We start from the raw sequence: 16,973 nt of genomic DNA, 5'->3' as shown, positions 1-16,973 counted from the left end.
GTCCGTCACCTGCCGCGGACGCCGCCGGCGTCCACCGTCCTCGACGTCACCAGCGGCGGGACATCGGCGCGCGGGCGGGCTCTGCTTTCCGTGCTCGGCATTCGAGTGACATGCCGTTTCTCGTGACCTCCTCGTGATGTTGATCCGGACGGCGCGCATCTTTCCTCGCGCGTCGTCCATGGATCTTCAGGAGTAGTCATGCGTATGCGCTCTGCCCTCACCGCCTCCGTCCTGGCCGCCGGCATCCTGCTGGGCGGCGCCGGTGCCGCCCTGGCCAACGACGGGGCGGAAGGCGAGTACTTCTCCAGCGGCCACGCGGGCTTCGCGGCCAGCTGCTCGTCGGCGGCCGCCGTGCCCGCCGTGTTCGGTCCCGTGTACACCTCGACCTGTTCGGCCGCGGGCGAGAAGGAGTACGCGGAGTTCGGTCACTTCGCCTCTCACTGACGCGCGGAGAGCAGTGCGGGGGCGGTCGGGCGTCATGCCGACCGCCCCCGCGGTGCGTGGTGACGGCGGTGGCGGTGAGAGCGGCGAGGACCGGGGCCGGCGTCGCGCCGCCGCTGTTCGTACGCCGCGGAACCCGCCCGGTGTCGCGGCCGCCGGGGCGCGGTCGGGCGCCGAGGGCCGGGGGCGGCTCCCGGGCGGGGGTGACCAGTACCGATACTGGGATGACCCCGGTCCGGCGGCGCCGCGCCGATGGAGACCCGATGCGCGACCCGATGCGAGAGTGGAAGAAGCGATGACCCTGACCGAAGGCCGGCGGGTACGACTGGCGACGGAGACCAAGCTGCTCGATTCGACGGCGCCGGTCGACGACTCCTCGATGCCCACGGTGTCCTTCGTCGGCTCCCTGTCCCTGGCCGCGGGCACCGAAGGCACGGTCGAGCGGGTGGTCGAGGACCGGCCCCAGAGCGAGGGGGTCCGGGAGTACCTACGGCTCACGTCCCTTCTCGATGCGTTCGGCCGTGACATGCCCGCGGAGAGCAAGCGTCGGCTGGAGGAACAGATCGCCGCGTTGGAGCCCGAGTGGACGGACTACGAGAAGCGGGGACCGAGCGTCACGGTCCGCGTCCGCCTCGACAACGGCTTCGTCCTCGACGGCGTACCGGACAGCTTCTTCGCCGCCCTCTGACGGGCCGGGGGCGAAGTTCGGCTGGCCGCGGGGGCTCGTCCGAACACGTCAGGGTGATGGCCCGCCGGGTGCCGTGTCGATTCGGGTCTCCAGCGGCACCTCACGAAGCACACGTCTGCATGCGCCTGACCCACCGCGCGACCGGCCGGCGCGTCGCGGGCCGTCTCCGGCTCGGCCCGGTGCCCTTCGCGGCGGAATCGTTGCGGGTTTCGGGCCGTACCCGGCCGCGCAGTAGCATCCCCGGATGCCGAACCGCAGACCGAACATCGAGACCTTGACGCCCGAGGCCGGCCGGATCGACGCCGCCGGGCTGCGGGCGTACGACCCCGACCTGCTCGCACGGTGCGCCGCCGAGCGGGCTCAGCCCTGGTGGCGCCGGACGGCCTGTGTGGACGCGCTGGCCGGTCGGGTGCCGGCGGCGCGGGTCGGCGAACTGCTCGCGCGCGTTCGCGACACCGATGACTCCGGGACGGTCCGCAAGGCATTGCTGGGGCTGCTCGCGGACCGGGAGGAGCTCCTCCCCTGGCTGCGTCACGAGGACCGGCGCCACGAGAGTGCGTACGGGATGGTGGACGCGGTCCTCCAGGCCCGCGGAGTCCTCGGGGACCGTACGGCCGCGCCCGAGTTGGCGACCCTCGCGTTCAGTCACTGGCGGACCCGGCGGGCGATCGGGGAGGCCGGGTTGGACGCGCTCGCGGATCGACACGGGGTGGGGGTCGTGCTGTCCGAGCTCGACGGGACGAGGCCGCAGGACCGGGCCGTCGTCGTCCGCATGCGGCACCGTGCCGGTGGGGACGTCAGCGACGCGCTCGCCGACCCCGACCCGCAGGTGGCCCACCTCGCGCAGTCCCTGCTGACCTGCCCGGTGCAGGTCAGCGCCTACCTCGCCGAGGCGCCGACGGCCGACGCGAAGCTGTGGGCCGCGTACGCCCTGCACCGCCTGACCGGTGACGTGGCGCAGACGCGGGCCGTGTACGAGGCACTGGGGCGCCCCCGGGTGGAGGTCGAGGGCCTGGACGAGGAACTCCGCCGGGCGATCGTGCACGAGTACGGCCACGCGTGCGAGAAGCAGAGCGACCCGCGCTGGCGGGTGGAGGCCCTGTGCACCGAGCCGCCGCAGCGGCCGGACGAGGAGCGGCAACTGGCCCTCGCCGCGGCCGCGCTGGCGGCCGCCGGATTGGCACCGCGCCCCGCGGTCTCCTGCGGTGACGCCCATCACCAGGGCGACGGCACGTACCACGTCATCGGGTACGGGGGCCTGGCCGGCGGGCGCGAGGTGCTCGTCAGCACGCTGGGGCGCTTCGCCGGCAGCCACGGGGACGACCCAGACGCTCGCGCCGCCCTCGAGGCGGCCGGCTTCCGCTGGATCGACGGGGCCACGGGGTCGATCCGCGTCACCGGCCTCGGCGTCTACTACTTCGGGGCACGGGAACCGCTCGACGTCTCGACGCTGCTGTTCTACTGGCAGGACTAGGACCTGTCCGGCGGATCATGCCGGGCGGCCCACCGGCGCTGGATCGCGGTATCGACCCGCCGTACAAGGAGCTGGGTGAAGCAGGTTGGGGTCGTCGATAAATCCCTCGACATGGGTCGCAGTGATCGGGGACGCTTCGCGCGATGCCCAGAATCGATGACACGCCGCCCGCGTGGGACGAGCGCACCCAGCTCACCACGTTCCTCGACTACGCACGTGGCACCGCTCGCGCCAAGTGCGAAGGCGTCTCTGCGGAGAACGCCCGCAAGGCGCTCCTGCCGGGCTCACCGCTGATGACCATGAGCGGAGTGATCAACCACCTCCGCTGGGTCGAGTACTACTGGTTCCAGGTGATCTTCCTCGGCGAGGAAGACCGGGCCCCCATGACCGACGAGGACCCCGACCGCGAGATGCGGATCGCCGTCGACTTCCCGCTCACGCAGCTGCTCGACGAATACGCCGAACAGAGCGCCCGCTACCGCGAACTGGTCGCCGGGAACGACCTGGACAAGCAAGCCCAGGGAACCATCCGTAACGGCCTCCACGTTGACCTGCGCTGGATCCTGCACCACCTCACCGAGGAGACGGCCCGCCACAACGGCCACCTGGACATCCTGCGCGAGATGCTCGACGGCACAACCGGCTACTAGATCCGGGAGAGATCATGGGCGGAGCCAGAGTCTGATCGAGGCGAGCATGACGGTGCCACGGAAGATGTAGGCGGGGCGTCGCCCCACTGGCCCGGGTGATGAGCAGGGCCAACGGGCGGCGTCCGCCCTTGCCGGCGAGGTGGATTTTGCAGGTCAGACCGCCCCGGGAGCGTCCCAGGGCCTCACGCCCCTCTGGGTCCACACGTATGCCACCCCCTTTTCGGGGTGGTCGTTCGGGGAAGTGTGTCGGGCTCCGGCCGCGTGCTGGTGGGCCCGGCAGGTGGTGGAATCGACGTTGACCGCCCACGAGCCGTCCGCGTCCTGGGCGGTGGAGTCGGCACCTGCCTGCAAGGCGTGCAAGATCCTCGACCAGGTGCCGTCGGCCGACCAGCGGCGGTGGCGTTCGTAGACCGTCTGCCAGGTTCCGTAGCGTTCGGGCAGGTCACGCCAGGGGATGCCGGTCCGGGTCCGGTAGAACACACCGTTGATCACGGTGCGGTGGTCGGCCCACCGTCCCCCCGGCCCGCCGGTCTCCGGAAGCAGCGGGGCTATCCGCTCCCACTGAGCATTCGTCAGTTCATGCCGACGCACCATGACGGCCTCCTGCCCGGAACGGCAACAGATCCACCATCCGGGCAAGAGCCATCAGACACTGCCTAGTGCTGTGAACTCCGCGAGCGCCGACACCGGCCGCGTGGGCCGGACGGAGGCCGTCCGCGCCACCTACCCGTCCTCCGGTTCGGGAGCCAACCCGGCTGCGATGAGGGCCGGTTCGCGGCTATCCGCTGGTACCAAGTTGCCAGAACAGCCGGTTCTCCAGGCATTCCGTCAGGTACGGAACGCCGTTGGTGTACCCGGAACCGTGCGCGTCGCCGAGCATGCGCGCGGCGAGGCCGCGGTGCGCCGACTTCCACCGCTGGTGCCCGCTTTCCAGGCGGCTGATGGCCACGTCGAGGCGGTTCCACTCCGACTGGTCGAAACGTCCCTCGTTCCGGAGGTCGAGGTAGGCGCGGGTGACGGTGTCGTGGCCGGAGTCTGCCACTTCTGCCCGGACGGCGGGCACACTTGCGAAGCCCGCCGACCGCAAGCGCGGTATGGGCGGGACACCGCACAGTCCCTCGAACCGTTTGTACTGTTCGGACTGAATGGCGCTGGCACCTTGGGTGTACTGCCGGATGGCGGAGAATTGCTCCGCGCGTATCGTGGCGACGATGCGGAAGAGCGTGGCGGCGCGTTCGAGCACGGCAACCGCCTGGTCCATTCGCTCTACGGATTCTTTCAGGCGTCCCGCGCGCAGGGCCCCGATGGCCTCCTTCATCGCTGCCGATATCGCGGCGAAATGCATTTCGTGGGTCTGCAGCACGCGGATGAAGAAGTACTCGTCATGCACGACGTAGACGGGCTGGACGGTGACGTCGAACCATCGGCCGGACTTCGTCGCCGGTGGCCGGGGCAGGTGATCGAGCAGGTCCTCCAGGCGTGACCGGGGTGCGTGGGCCAGGCGGGACGGCAGGTCTCCGGCCTCCGCCTGGCCGAGCCCCTTCGCCACGAGTCGCAGGGCGTGCCGCAGGCGCGTGCTCAGCGTCGCCCGGTCCGGCCGGCCCCGTTCGGGTCTCTCGGGCTCCTCGGGCGCCCCCGCTGCCGCTTCGATCTCGAAGCGGACGAGGTCGGCCATCAGCAGGGTCGACATCCGGTCCGCGCTCAGCGCGGCGTGCCGTCCGTCCGCGAGGAGTTCCAGGACCGGTAGCGCGAGGTAGGTGCGGTTCCAGAAGCGTCCCTCGTGTTTGTCGAGCGCGCAGTCGAGGAAAGCGCTGAGGAGCGGGCGGTGTGCGGTGTGCCGGCGTCTGATGTCGCTCAACCGGACGAGCGTTCGTTCGGGTAGGAAATGCTTTCCTGTGCGCCGTACGTGTTCCGTCACCGATCTGGCCAGGGATATACCGTCGAGTGTGTCCGGTATTCGGTCCGCGGCGGCCCAGTGTTTGATCTCCCGCAGGGTGGACGTACGCGATGTGCACGCGGCGCGGAGCGGGCACGCGCAGTCGCGAGCCGTTTTCCGTGTGCATTCTGCCGTGCCGGTACCGGAATTCGTCGCCATTCGTTTCTCCCATGCCGTCGTGTGGAGCCGGTGTCGATTTCCACTAGGCATGATCGAGAGACCGGACGTCATGTCTCGGGAATTCGTGTCTTGACAGCGGCCGGAATCCGCCTCGGCGCCTCACCGGTCTTCCCGGCCGCCGCCCACGGCCGCCCGGCCCCGCACGACACGGGTGCGGCGGGGGGCGGGCGGCGGGCGGTGGGCGGCGGGCGGCGGGCGGCGGGCGGTCGTGACGGTGACGGTGACGGTGACGGTCTGGACATGGTCTAGACGGTGGTGGACACGATGATGTGCTCCCGACCGGTCGGGATCTCCTCTCCGGGCTCGGGGTCCTTTCCGGCGACGATCAGGGCGAGCAGGACGGCTGCCGCCTCGCTCTGCAGGATCCGGGCGGCCTGCCTGAGGCGGTGCGGGTCGGGAACGGGGATGGACAGGGCCACGCATTCCGCGTTGGGCCCGGAGGTGATCGGCACGGCCGCACAGACGGTGCCGATCGCGTACTCCTGCAGGTCGAGGAGCGGGGCGTTGGGGCGGCGGGTGTCGAGCTGGTGGAAGAGGTCCCGTCGGCTGGTGAGGGTGCGGGAGGTGAACCGGGCCATGGTGTGGCGGGCGAGGTGGTCCTCGCGTTCGGCGCGGTCGAGTTGGGCCAGCAGGGCCTTGCCGACGGCGGAGGCGTGGGCGGCGGCGCGGAAGTCGACCCATTCGTCGACCAGGGGGGTGCCCGGCCCGTCGGCGTACTGGGTGATGGAGACCTCGCCGTCGGTGTAGCGGGCGACGTAGACGGCGGCGCCGACCGCGTCCCGTACCCAGGCGAGGGTTTCGCGTACCTTCGCGCGCCCGTCCTCGTCGGCCCGCCGGGTCAGCAGGAGGGCGCCGCCGGCGACGTAGGCGTCGGGGCCGATGGCGGTGGCCAGGTTCGCGCGGATCAGCCGTTCCGTCGCCCGGGCGAGGACGAGCTGCGGCAGCCGCGTCTCGCGGGCGATCTGGGTGAGGTTGACGCCTCCCGAGTGGCGGTTGATGACCTCCAGGACGCGCAGGGCCTGGTGTACGGATTCCAGCGCGGCAGAAGCGGGCCGTACGGCGGCCGGGGACCTGCGGGCGGCCGGGGCCGGCGGGGGCGGCTCAAGGGCGTCGGGGGCCTGCGGAGTGGCCTCCGGCGTGAGCCCCGCGGGGTTGAGCCGCGCGTGGCGGGCGACGGCCGCCGCGAGCGGGGGGCCGGGGCTGCGGATCTCTCCCAGGTCGGGATGCTCCTCGACGGGCAGCGCGGCGATGGCGCGGCGCAGCCGGGCGGGGAGTCGGTACGGGGGCCGTCCGGCGCCCGCCGTCGCGGTGCTGAGGGCGGTGAGGGCGCTGAGGTCCTGGGTCGTGAGGGGGGGTGAGGTCCAGATGACGGAGGCCACCAGGGCGTCTTCGAGGTCTTCCGGGACGGCGGGCAGGGGCGGCAGGTGGTCGTCGGGGGGCAGGGTGCCGGCCTGGCGCTTCCAGTGGCGGGCGGTGTTGACCTCCGCGCGCGAGAGGTGGAGGAGGTAGAGGCAGTCGGCAGCGGTGCGGGATCCGGATCCGGCCGCGTACCGGAGCCAGAACTGCGCGTTCTCCGACCGGTCCGACAGGTGCAGGAGACATCCGAACAGCAGGGCCGAATCCGGGCCGTGGGGCCAGGAGGATGCGTCCAGGGCCAGTTCGGCGAAGGCCCGGCTCTCGACCAGGGCCCAAGTCAGGTCGTCGAGGCCGCGCGCGGCCCGGACGTGGCAGGCGGCGTCCAGGGCGAGGGCGTCGGCGGCGGCCGCCACGGCGTCGGTGGCCGCCGCCTGCGCGCCCGGTCCCGGGGCCGGCGGTGGCGGCTGAGGAGCGGGCGCGGTCGGCGACGATCCGGCGGGCGATCCGGCGCCGGGCCGCACCCTCGTCGTAGCCTGCGTACTCCTCCACCAGCACCTGCGCGTCCGCCAGCGCCGCGTCCAGTTCGCACAGCGCCATGTCGCGATCGCGGGTCATGTCGCTCACTGGTCCTTCTCCTCTCCGGGGATCCAGTCCACCCCGAGTTTTCGGGACAGGGTTCGGCGCGCGCCCCTGATGTGCGAGCGGACCGTGGCGGGGGCGATGCCCATCATCCGGGCGACCGTGTCGCAGTCGTTGCCGAGCACGAAGGTCAGCAGCACCACGTCGTACTGCTTCTCCGAGGGCAGTTCGGCGATCGCCGCGTACAGGCCGAGCTTCGATTCCTGGAGCTCCATGCGTTCGCGCGAGGAGCGGCGGAGCGCGGCGAACCAGGCCGTCTCGACCATGGCGACCTGCCGTCCGAGGACGGCGAGCCTGCGCTCCACGTGTTCGCGGAGCACGGTCCAGGCGAAGGAGTGCAGGCTCGCCTCGCGCAGGGCGTGGGTCCATACCTTGAGGAGGAAGGTGAAGACGTCGTCGACGACGCCTTCGGCGTCCTTGGCGTTGCCCAGTTGGAGGTGGGCGTAGCGCAGGTAACTCCGGTGCTGCTGGGAGTGGAAGGCGGTGTAGTCGACGGGCAGGACGCCCGCCAGTTCGCTGGAGACCGCCCGGTCACCGGACGGGTCGAACTCCTCGTTCATGTACTCCCCCACGGCTGCTCGTCCGCCCCCAGGGGGGCGGATGTCTCTCGCCGGAACACCCTGACCGTGTCGGGGGTCAGGACCCGTGTCGGGGTGGCGACTATCAGCGCGGGGGCAACGATCTCGACGACATTCACTTCGGCGCGGATCCTTCCAAGGGGCGTGGGGATGTGGGATGTGGGATCTGCCTGCCTGACTGCCCGTGAGGGCAGCCCTGGAGTGCGCCAGGCACCCCAGAACTCCACCCCATCGGAAAAAGTCCCCGATCGTGCAAGCGGGATGCGGAGACTTTTCGGGAAGAAGCGCATCCGATTCCGTGCGCGCCCCCTCGTGCACGCGCACGCTCCTTACGAGCGCCCGGGCCGGGGCCGGACGGGGTACGGCTCACCCGGTGCCGGGGCCACTCGCGCCGGTGTCGTCGCAGTCAGGCAGTCGTCGAAGGGCTTCGGGGTGTGACGATCAACTACGCTGGCCGCCGCCGTATGACAACCACCTGGGGGATGCAGTGTCCGTACCGGCCCCGCGAGTACCGGAGGCCCGGCCACCGCGAATATCTGAGGTCGACGCCCTGCGGGGCTTCGCACTCCTGGGCATCCTGCTGGTCAACGCCCTGATGATGGCCGGCCCGTACGCCCTGGGCACGGTTCGGGACCCGGACGCCTCCACGCCGGACCGGGCCGTCGAGGCATTCGTGCAGATCTTCGTGGTCGGCAAGTTCTACCTGATGTTCTCGTTCCTCTTCGGCTACAGCTTCACGCTCCAGGTGGCCTCGGCCGAACGCGCGGGCGTGCGGCCCGTGCCCCGGTTGCTGCGCCGCTCCCTCGGCCTGCTGGTGCTGGGCGTCCTGCACGCCGTCCTGCTGTTCACCGGTGACATCCTGATGACGTACGCCGTGCTCGGCCTGGTCCTGGTCGCCGCGCGCGGTTGCGCCCCGCACACGGCACGGCGCGCGGCGCTGATCGTCTTCGGCTGCGCGAGCGCGTTCATGCTCCTGCTCGGCTCCGCCTCCCTGCTCATGTCGGCCGCGGAGGCGGCGGACCTGGACGCCGAGCTCGCGGCCGGCTTCCCCGGCCTGGTCTCCGACTACCGGGGGGACGCCGGGTCCGTCGTACGGGCCAACCTCGACCAGTTGCCCGACGCGCTCCTCGCCATCCCTGTGGTGGGCGGCTTCGTGGTGCCGGCTTTCCTGGCCGGCGTGTACGGCGGCAAGCTGGGCCTCCTCACCGCGACGGCCCGCCACCGTGCCCGGATGCGTCGCATCCTGCTGCTCGGTGTGGCCGTCGGCCTGCCCGGGGCCGTGTTCGCGGGTCTGGCGACCAGTGGTCCGCTCGGGCCCCGGTGGGCGATCCTCGGCCAGTCGGTGGGAACGGTCAGCGCGGCCGCCCTCACCGCCGCGTACGTGTGCGGGATGCTCCTGCTCATGAACACCGCGCGCGGGGGGCGGGTGACGGCCCTTCTCGCGCCCGCCGGCCGGATGGCCCTGACGAACTACCTGAGCCAGTCCCTGGTCATGGCCCTCGTCTTCACCGGCTACGGCCTCGCGCTGTACGACCGCCTCGGCCCGGCCGTCGTCGTACTCGGCGCACTGACCCTGTACGCGGCGCAGCTCGCGCTCAGCAGGTACCTGATGGCGCGGTACCGGTACGGCCCGGTCGAATGGCTGCTCCGGGCCGTCACCTTGGCACGCCTCCCGCGCGACCGCATCGCCCCGCCCCGGGAGGCGGTACACGGCGCCGAGTGACCGGCCGGGGCCGGCGGCTCCCTACCGGCCGATCGTGGTGTTGCTGGTGACCGTGCCGTCCGCGCCGGAGACGGTGACCGCGTGCCGGACGCCGTCCGGGCCGAGGACCACGGCGCGCCAGGCGCTGCCGCCGCCCTCCTGCGCCACCACGCGCATCGACTCGACCTTTCCGCCCGTCACGGCGGCGGCGGCCTTCTCAGCCGCCGCACCGATCGCCAGGGCGGGGAGCGGCGCGGGAGCCGCCTGCCCGGCTCCGTCGGGGCGGGCCGCGTCGGGGCGGACGGTCTCGGCCCGGCCGTCGCCCTTCAGGAGCCGGCGCTGCTCCCGTTCGCCGGCCGCGTGCTCGCCGCGCTCCCCCGGGCCCACCGGGCCGGGCTCCTCGGGGCCTGCGGGGCCGCGCCCGAACCCGCCGTCGTGGCCGGGCACGGACCAGACCGCGCGCGGACCTCCGAAGGGACGGTCGTGATGGTGCTCGACCACGGCGACGGCCGTGGCCGCGCCGCCCGCGATCACCACGGCGGCGCCCGCCACCGCCCATCGGGCGCCCTTGCCGCGGGGTAGCAGGCGCCCCAGGGCCGCACGCTTGCGGGCGGTGGCCGCCGGGCTGGTCCCGGGCCGCTCGGACGGCTGCTCGGTCGGCGGGACGGACGGCGGGACGGACGCGGGGACGGAATCAGACATGCGAGTACTCCTCGGGACGGCCGGGCACTGCTCCCGGCTCGTTCCGGATCATGCTGAAAGGATGCTGAAGCCCACCTGAAGCCACCTGAAGACCCCTTCAGCAAGCGGCCGGCCGGGCCTGAGACCCTGTTCGGCATGCGCGTACTGGTGGTGGAGGACGAACGGCGGCTGGCCCTGGCCCTGCAGCGGGGGCTGGAGTCGGAAGGGTTCTCGGTCGACGTGGCCCACGACGGGCCCCAGGGACTGTGGATGGCGACCGAGCACGGCTACGACCTGATCGTGCTCGACATCATGCTCCCCGGTCTGAACGGCTACCGGGTCTGCGCCAAACTGCGCGCGATCGGCAACGAGTCGGGGATCTTGATGCTCACGGCGAAGGACGGCGAGTACGACGAGGCGGAGGCCCTGGACACCGGCGCCGACGACTTCCTGTCCAAACCGTTCTCCTACCTGGTCCTGGTCGCCCGGCTGCGCGCGCTCGCGCGGCGTACGGGCGGGCGGCGCCCGCAGGTGATGCGGTACGGCGACCTGCTCATCGACCCCGCCCGGCACTCCTGCTCGCGCGGCGGCGCGGAGATACGTCTGACGGCGCGTGAGTTCGCGGTCCTGGAATGCCTGGCCCGGCGCGCTGGCGAGGTGGTGCCCAAGCGGGACATCCTGGAGCAGGTGTGGGACAGCGCCTTCGACGGCGACGCCAATGTCGTCGAGGTCCACGTCAGCGCGGTGCGCCGCAAGATCGACGCTCCGTTCGGGCGGGCCGCGCTGGAGACCGTGCGGGGCGCCGGGTACCGGCTGGCGGTCGACGGTGGCTGAGTTCGGGAGACCTCGCTCCGTACGGGGCCCCGCGCCCGCGCGCGCCCCGCGCCGCCTCGACCGCCTGCGGCGCGGCCCCCGTACACAGCGGGCGCCGCAGAAGCCGCACGCGCCGCGGGACCCGCTGGGGCCGGGCCGGCGCCTCGTCGAGGCCCTCGCCTCCGTGACGGCCCCGGTCCTCGCGGCGCTCCTGGACCGGTGGCCGGTGCTGCGCCGTGCCTGGCCCACCACCGTCCGCGCGCGGGCCACGGCGGGTGCCTGCGCGGTGGTGGCCGTTGCGCTCGGGCTGGCCTCCTTCACCCTGCTCGGCCTCCTGGAGGCCAATCTGATCCGCGCCGCGCAGAGCGACGCACGCCGGCAGGCCGAGACCGTGGCGCAGCTCGCCGCGGCCGGGCGGCTGGACCGGGTGCGCTCCCCCGCCCGCGGGGTGGAGTTCATCCAGGTGGTGGGCGCCGACGGCCGGGTCCTGTTCGCCAGCCTCAACCTGGTCGGCGCGCCGCCGCTGCCGCCGCCCGGCCCGGGGACGGCGGGCACCCGTTTCCACACCTGGACGGTGCGCCCGCTCGAAGGCGAGCCCCGCCAGCGGGTGGTCCAGGTCGTCACGGACACCCCGGACGGCCCGGCCACCGTGTACGCGGGGGCCTCGCTGCGCGACGTGGACGCGGCCGACGACACCACCACGGCGGCCCTCGCGGTCGGCGTCCCCCTGCTCCTGGCCACCGTCGGGCTCGTGACCTGGCGGGTCACCGGCCGCGCGCTGAGACCGGTCGAGGCGATCCGCGCCGAGGTGGCCGGGATATCGGACCGCGACCTGCACCGCCGGGTGCCGGTACCGGCCACCCGCGACGAGGTGGCCCGCCTGGCGCAGACCATGAACGCCACCCTGGACCGGCTGGAGGCCTCCGGTGCCCGCCAGCGGCAGTTCATCGCCGACGCCTCCCACGAACTGCGCAGCCCCATCACCGTCGTGCGCACGCAGCTGGAGGTGGCCCTCGCCGTCCGGGACCCCGAGCTGTGGCCCGAACTGATCGGCGGGGCGCTGGAGGACGTCGAACGCCTCCAGCACCTCGCGGCCGATCTGCTCCTGCTCGCCCGCATCGACGCGGCGCAGCCGGTGGCGTCCGTCCGGCTGGACCTGACGGCCCTGGTGGGGGAGGCGGCGCAGACGCGGCCCGGGGACCGGGTTCCGGCGTACCTGACCCTCGAAGGCGGCGTGGAGGTCAGGGGCACCGGTCTGTGGCTGAGCCGCATCGTCACCAACCTCGTGGACAATGCCCGGCAGTACGCCGAGAGCCGGGTCGACGTCACCCTGCGCACCGCGGGCGGAGGGACGGGGGTGCGTACCGCCGTGCTGGAGGTCGTCGACGACGGCCCCGGCATCCCGGCGGCCGACCGGGAGCGGGTCTTCGAACGCTTCACCCGGCTCGACGACTCGCGCAGCCGCGACCATGGCGGGGCCGGCCTGGGTCTCGCCATCGCGCGGGATCTGGCCGCGCACCACGGCGGAACGCTGACGGCCCGTTCCTCGGCGCGCGGTGCGCGGCTGGTCCTGTGCCTGCCGACGGCTCCCGGGCCCGGCGAGGCGTAGGCTCGGACGCCGAACAGCCCTCGCCACCAGGGCAATCGCGCAGGACGATGCACCGACCGGGTTGCCGGAGGACCTGCCCCGCACCGAGACGCCGTGGGGCGCGCCGGAGCCCGGTCGCCGTAGTGGAGGCGACCACCCGGGCGGCGGGACTCGGGGTGCACCGCACCGGGCACCGGGTCGACGAGGCCGGACCCCACCTCGACGACAGCGGGTCAGCCGAGGTCGAGGGCGGGGTCGAGGACGAGGTCCGCCCGCTGGCGTCCCGGTGCGACGAGCCGGGCGTTGGCCTCGTCCGAGCGGTCCACCCACTCCCGCGCGTACCCCGGGTCCTTGCCGTGGCGCACGTGCCGTTCGACCAGGCGCCGGACGCGCAGGCCGTCGTCGGGCGCGAGGTACCAGGCCTCGTCGAGCAGCGGGCGTACCCGGGCCCACTCGCCGGCGTCGTGGAGCAGGTAGTTCCCCTCGGTGATCACCAGCGGTACGGCGGGGGCGACGCGGATGCTCCCGGCGATCGGCTCTTCGAGCGCGCGGTCGAAGGCGGGGGCGTAGACGGTGCCGGGCTCGGGATCGCGCAGCCGACGCAACAGCGCGGTGTACCCGGCCGCGTCGAAGGTGTCGGGGGCGCCCTTGCGGTCGGCCCGGCCGAGGCGGGCCAGTTCCGCCCCGGACAGGTGGAAGCCGTCCATCGGCACCACGGCGGCCAGTTCCGGGCCCAGTTCCCGGGCCAGCAGCTCGGCCAGGGTGGACTTGCCGGCGCCCGGCGGGCCCGCGATTCCGAGGATCCGCCGGCTACCCGGACCGTGTCCGCCGGCGGGGGTGGTCCGGTCGGCGAGCGCGCGGGCCCGTGCGATCAGTTCTGTCGTCTCCACCGTCCGTATCCTGCCCGAGGCGCCGGACGGAGGGCTCCGTCGGGGCGGCGCCGACCCGGATGCGTCGGACGACACCCACGTCCCGTTCCTGGTCGGAGATGGCACGATGTGCGTGCGCGGGGACCGGAACCTGCCTCGTACCGGGTCGGCGCCGCTCGACAGTCGAACAGATGGAACAAGGGGGGACAGAGCTGTGCCCGCTCCACGGATGAGCACCACACCACTGCCCGGCATCGGTGTCCAGTACGATCTCACCACGCGCGAACACCGGCACCTGTCGGTCATCGCGCACCGGGACGGTACCCGGACGGTGAACGTGTACCGGGCCGATGACCCCGACGCGTGCGCGCAGTCGCTGCACCTGACGGGTGGCGAGACGGCGTCGCTGATCGACGCCCTGATGCCCGCTCACCACAGTCCGAACGTGCTGCACACCACCGATCTCGGTCTGGTGGCCGAGCGGATCGAACTGTCCGCGCACTCGCACTGGAACGGCCGAGTGCTGGGTGACACGCGGATGCGCAGCGAGACGGGCGTCTCGGTGGTGGCCGTCCTGCGCCGGGCCGAGGCGCGCCCCTCGCCCGCGCCGGACTTCCGTCTCGCCGGTGGGGACACGCTCATCGTGATCGGTACCCGCGAGGGCGTCGACGCGGCCGCCGCGATACTCGGACGGGAGTGATCGGTCGTGCACTCCGCCGTCTTCCTGATCGAGTTCGGTGCCATCATCCTCGGTCTGGGCCTGCTGGGCCGGCTCGCCGGCCGTTTCCACTTCTCCCCGATCCCGCTGTACCTGCTGGCCGGTCTGGCCTTCGGAACGGGCGGGCTGCTGCCGTTGGGTGCCAGCGAGGAGTTCGTCGCGATCGGTGCCGAGATCGGCGTCATCCTGCTCCTGCTCATGCTGGGGTTGGAGTACACGGCGAGCGACCTGGTCTCCAACCTCAAGACGCAGTACCCGGCCGGGCTGGTCGACTTCACGCTGAACGCGGTACCCGGCGCGGTGGCAGCGCTCCTCATGGGCTGGGGTCCGGTCGCCGCGGTGGTGCTGGCCGGAGTCACCTGGATCTCCTCCTCGGGGGTCATCGCCAAGGTCATGGGCGATCTGGGCCGGCTCGGCAACCGCGAGACGCCGGTGATCCTGAGCGTCCTGGTCCTGGAGGACCTGGCCATGGCGGTCTACCTGCCGATCATCACCGCGCTGCTGGCCGGTGTCAGTCTCGCCGCGGGCAGTCTCACGCTGGCCATCGCGCTCGGGGTGGCGGGGGCGGTCCTGTTCGTCGCCGTCCGCTACGGCCGGCTGATCTCCCGGTTCGTCTCCAGCGACGACCCGGAGAAGCTGCTCCTCGTCGTCCTCGGGCTGACCCTGCTCGTCGCGGGCATCGCCCAGCAGTTGCAGGTCTCCGCGGCCGTCGGCGCGTTCCTGGTGGGCATCGCCCTGTCCGGGGAAGTGGCCGAGGGCGCCCACACGCTGCTCAGCCCGCTGCGCGACCTGTTCGCGGCCGTCTTCTTCGTCTTCTTCGGCCTGCACACCGACCCTTCGAGCATTCCGCCCGTCCTGCTGCCCGCCCTCGCGCTCGCCGTGGTCACGGCGGGTACGAAGATCGCGACCGGCTACTGGGCCGCGTGGCGGGCCGGGATCGGGGTCAAGGGCCGTTGGCGGGCCGGGGGCACGCTCGTGGCGCGCGGCGAGTTCTCGATCGTCATCGCAGGCCTCGCCGTGACGGCGGGCATCGAGCCCGCTCTGGGTCCGCTCGCCACCGCCTATGTCCTGCTCCTCGTCGTGATCGGGCCGCTCACCGCCCGCTACACCGAGCCCGTGGCGGCCTGGGTGTCCTCGCGGCGCGCGCGCTCCGCACCGGTACGGGCCGCCGTGCCCTCGCCGGCCGAGTCCCCGGAGGCGACCCGGGGCCGGGCGAGCGAGAACGAGGCGGTTCAGGGCCGGGCGGCCCCGGACCGGGACGTCCAGGACCAGGACCCTGTCGGACGCCCCTGACCTCCGGGGCGCCCGCGGGCGCCCCGGAGGTCAGGGGGTCAGGATCCGTCGGCGTGCACCGCGTAGACGTAGCGCGAGCCCGCGTACTCGCTCACGTTCCAGATGACCGAGTCGGAGTAGGCCCAACCGGTCGTGGCGGAGCTGTGGAAGCTGAGGTCCTCGCATCCCTTGGCGAGGCGGACCACGGTGGAGGGCGCGTCGGCGCCGGAAGTGACCGTGCGCAGGCTGCCGCCCCGGCTCGGGCCGTCGCTCGCCGAGAGGTAGTGCCGGCCCTCCCGCGAGACCACGCCCTGGATCTTGCCCTGCGCCACCGTGACGGCCTCGGACGCCGAGGTGGAGGCGATCTTGCGGTTCGTGTGGTCCAGCGGCCACCGGACGACCTTCGGCGTCGCGATCTTCTGGCCGTTGCCGTTCCATGTGAATCTCGGGTCGTAGTCGACCACCGGAGTGGTGAGGTCGTAGGCGTACTCGCTCACGGTGAGGCTGTCGGGGGTGGACGCGCGGTCGAGTCCGACGGCCGAGAAGCGCAGCAGGGTGCCGGTGTTGTCGTAGGCGCCGGTCTGCGGGAGGACGTAGCGGTAGTCGTAGGCGTGGTGGCGGCCGTCGGAGTGCAGCCCGCAGACGTCCGGCAGGCCGGTGCTGACCTGGAAGATCTTCTCCAGGTCGAACACCCGCAGGCCCTTGTAGGTGTCCACGACGTAGAGCAGGTTGCCGTACCACATGATGCCGCCCGCGTGGGTGCGGATCGGCTGGTAGGTGTACGTGCCGCCCGCGCCCCGGACGGGCTCGACGAGCAGTACGTGCCGGTACGTGGGTGCCGCGGCGGAGGTGTGGTCCACGAAGCTGAGCCGGATGCCCTTGTCGATCGCGAACTCGTGGACGTCGTCCTGGTCGGGGTCGGTCTCGAAGTACCAGGAGACCAGGACCACCCGCTTGCCGCCGGCGGGCCACAGGCCCGCGCCGAGGGCGTCGGCGCTGGTGGTGATGCCCTGCGGAATCCATTCGGCGGCGTCCCGGTCTCCGGGGTTCCAGGTGAAACCGTGCGAGAACCCGCCGACGCCGGCAGGCGCGCCGGTGAGCCGGGTCGCGTCGCGGTTGGCGTCGGCCAGCACGTCGGCGACCCGCACCGTGGGCAGGGCCGCGGCCAGGCCCTCGACGAGCTGTGTGAAGGAGCCGGAGGCGTTGGCGGTCCGCTCGGCCAGGGTGAACTGCCCGGCGGGCAGGGTGGCCGCCCGGGCCTGGGAGGGCAGGAGCGCGGCGCCGGCGCCGGTGACGAGCGGCGCGGCGGCCATGCCCTTGATGACGGTCCTGCGTGAAAGATCCATGGGAGGAGAATCTAGACGCCGTCCGCGGACGCCCGTAGCCCG

Annotated in this window: 16 protein-coding genes and 1 pseudogene; 10 read left to right on the top strand and 7 right to left on the bottom strand. The window is 72.7% G+C overall.

Annotation, left to right across the window (positions count from 1 at the left end):
- Positions 1-198: 198 nt before the first annotated feature.
- From ACWFQ8_RS13505 to ACWFQ8_RS13490, 4 genes are all read left to right on the top strand, one after another.
- A complete protein-coding gene (locus ACWFQ8_RS13505) occupies positions 199-444 on the top strand; it encodes a hypothetical protein (RefSeq protein ID WP_453786346.1) in 246 nt (81 codons plus the stop codon).
- A gap of 292 nt (positions 445-736) precedes the next feature.
- On the top strand, positions 737-1,129 hold the full coding sequence (locus tag ACWFQ8_RS13500; RefSeq protein ID WP_453786345.1) for a hypothetical protein: 393 nt from the start codon (positions 737-739) through the stop codon (positions 1,127-1,129).
- A 244-nt stretch (positions 1,130-1,373) separates the two neighbouring features.
- A complete protein-coding gene (locus tag ACWFQ8_RS13495; RefSeq protein ID WP_453786344.1) occupies positions 1,374-2,603 on the top strand; it encodes a hypothetical protein in 1,230 nt (409 codons plus the stop codon).
- Positions 2,604-2,746: 143 nt separating this feature from the next.
- Positions 2,747-3,253: a DinB family protein gene (locus ACWFQ8_RS13490; RefSeq protein ID WP_453786343.1), complete on the top strand. Its 507-nt coding sequence runs from the start codon at positions 2,747-2,749 to the stop codon at positions 3,251-3,253.
- 71 nt (positions 3,254-3,324) lie between these two features.
- Here the strand turns inward: ACWFQ8_RS13490 and ACWFQ8_RS13485 are convergent.
- Both ACWFQ8_RS13485 and ACWFQ8_RS13480 read right to left on the bottom strand, forming a co-directional pair.
- Positions 3,325-3,844 (bottom strand): annotated as a pseudogene (locus ACWFQ8_RS13485) (IS5 family transposase); the annotation flags it as partial.
- A 187-nt stretch (positions 3,845-4,031) separates the two neighbouring features.
- On the bottom strand, positions 4,032-5,171 hold the full coding sequence (locus ACWFQ8_RS13480) for a tryptophan 2,3-dioxygenase family protein (protein WP_453786342.1): 1,140 nt from the start codon (positions 5,169-5,171) through the stop codon (positions 4,032-4,034).
- A 267-nt stretch (positions 5,172-5,438) separates the two neighbouring features.
- Here ACWFQ8_RS13480 and ACWFQ8_RS13475 point away from each other — a divergent pair, with 267 nt between their 5' ends.
- Positions 5,439-5,618: a hypothetical protein gene (locus ACWFQ8_RS13475; RefSeq protein WP_453786341.1), complete on the top strand. Its 180-nt coding sequence runs from the start codon at positions 5,439-5,441 to the stop codon at positions 5,616-5,618.
- Here the strand turns inward: ACWFQ8_RS13475 and ACWFQ8_RS13470 are convergent.
- Together ACWFQ8_RS13470 and ACWFQ8_RS13465 are read right to left on the bottom strand one after the other, a co-directional pair.
- Entirely contained in the window at positions 5,615-6,406 is a 792-nt protein-coding gene (locus ACWFQ8_RS13470) for an IclR family transcriptional regulator (RefSeq protein WP_453786403.1), read from the bottom strand. The two genes, ACWFQ8_RS13475 and ACWFQ8_RS13470, sit on opposite strands and share 4 nt — an antisense overlap.
- Positions 6,407-7,345: 939 nt before the next feature.
- Complete coding sequence (locus ACWFQ8_RS13465) at positions 7,346-7,936, bottom strand: RNA polymerase sigma factor (protein WP_453786340.1); 591 nt, start codon at positions 7,934-7,936, stop codon at positions 7,346-7,348.
- A gap of 493 nt (positions 7,937-8,429) precedes the next feature.
- Between ACWFQ8_RS13465 and ACWFQ8_RS13460 the strand changes: the two genes are divergently transcribed.
- Positions 8,430-9,665 carry a DUF418 domain-containing protein gene (locus ACWFQ8_RS13460; protein ID WP_453786339.1) on the top strand — a complete coding sequence of 412 codons (1,236 nt, stop codon included), beginning with the start codon at positions 8,430-8,432 and terminating at the stop codon, positions 9,663-9,665.
- Between the two features lie 21 nt (positions 9,666-9,686).
- On the opposite strand, the gene ACWFQ8_RS13455 is transcribed toward ACWFQ8_RS13460, so the two are convergent.
- Complete coding sequence (locus tag ACWFQ8_RS13455; RefSeq protein WP_453786338.1) at positions 9,687-10,346, bottom strand: hypothetical protein; 660 nt, start codon at positions 10,344-10,346, stop codon at positions 9,687-9,689.
- A 135-nt stretch (positions 10,347-10,481) separates the two neighbouring features.
- Here ACWFQ8_RS13455 and ACWFQ8_RS13450 point away from each other — a divergent pair, with 135 nt between their 5' ends.
- Together ACWFQ8_RS13450 and ACWFQ8_RS13445 are read left to right on the top strand one after the other, a co-directional pair.
- Positions 10,482-11,159: a response regulator transcription factor gene (locus ACWFQ8_RS13450; protein WP_453786337.1), complete on the top strand. Its 678-nt coding sequence runs from the start codon at positions 10,482-10,484 to the stop codon at positions 11,157-11,159.
- A 208-nt stretch (positions 11,160-11,367) separates the two neighbouring features.
- Entirely contained in the window at positions 11,368-12,747 is a 1,380-nt protein-coding gene (locus ACWFQ8_RS13445; protein ID WP_453786402.1) for an ATP-binding protein, read from the top strand.
- A 212-nt stretch (positions 12,748-12,959) separates the two neighbouring features.
- Here the strand turns inward: ACWFQ8_RS13445 and ACWFQ8_RS13440 are convergent, their stop codons facing one another.
- The gene (locus tag ACWFQ8_RS13440; RefSeq protein WP_453786336.1) at positions 12,960-13,616 is read right to left on the bottom strand and encodes a nucleoside/nucleotide kinase family protein; all 657 of its coding nucleotides are present in this window, start codon (positions 13,614-13,616) and stop codon (positions 12,960-12,962) included.
- Positions 13,617-13,824: 208 nt separating this feature from the next.
- Here ACWFQ8_RS13440 and ACWFQ8_RS13435 point away from each other — a divergent pair, with 208 nt between their 5' ends.
- Positions 13,825-14,295, top strand: a complete 471-nt coding sequence (locus tag ACWFQ8_RS13435; RefSeq protein ID WP_453786335.1) for a cation:proton antiporter regulatory subunit — start codon at positions 13,825-13,827, stop codon at positions 14,293-14,295.
- 6 nt (positions 14,296-14,301) lie between these two features.
- Positions 14,302-15,606: a cation:proton antiporter gene (locus tag ACWFQ8_RS13430; RefSeq protein ID WP_453786334.1), complete on the top strand. Its 1,305-nt coding sequence runs from the start codon at positions 14,302-14,304 to the stop codon at positions 15,604-15,606.
- Between the two features lie 38 nt (positions 15,607-15,644).
- Here ACWFQ8_RS13430 and ACWFQ8_RS13425 read toward each other — a convergent pair whose 3' ends face one another.
- Positions 15,645-16,931: a hypothetical protein gene (locus tag ACWFQ8_RS13425; protein WP_453786333.1), complete on the bottom strand. Its 1,287-nt coding sequence runs from the start codon at positions 16,929-16,931 to the stop codon at positions 15,645-15,647.
- Between the last annotated feature and the right edge of the window lie 42 nt (positions 16,932-16,973).

This window comes from Streptomyces sp. NPDC055254 (assembly GCF_053606025.1).
This window is presented reverse-complemented; position numbering and strand designations above follow the sequence as displayed.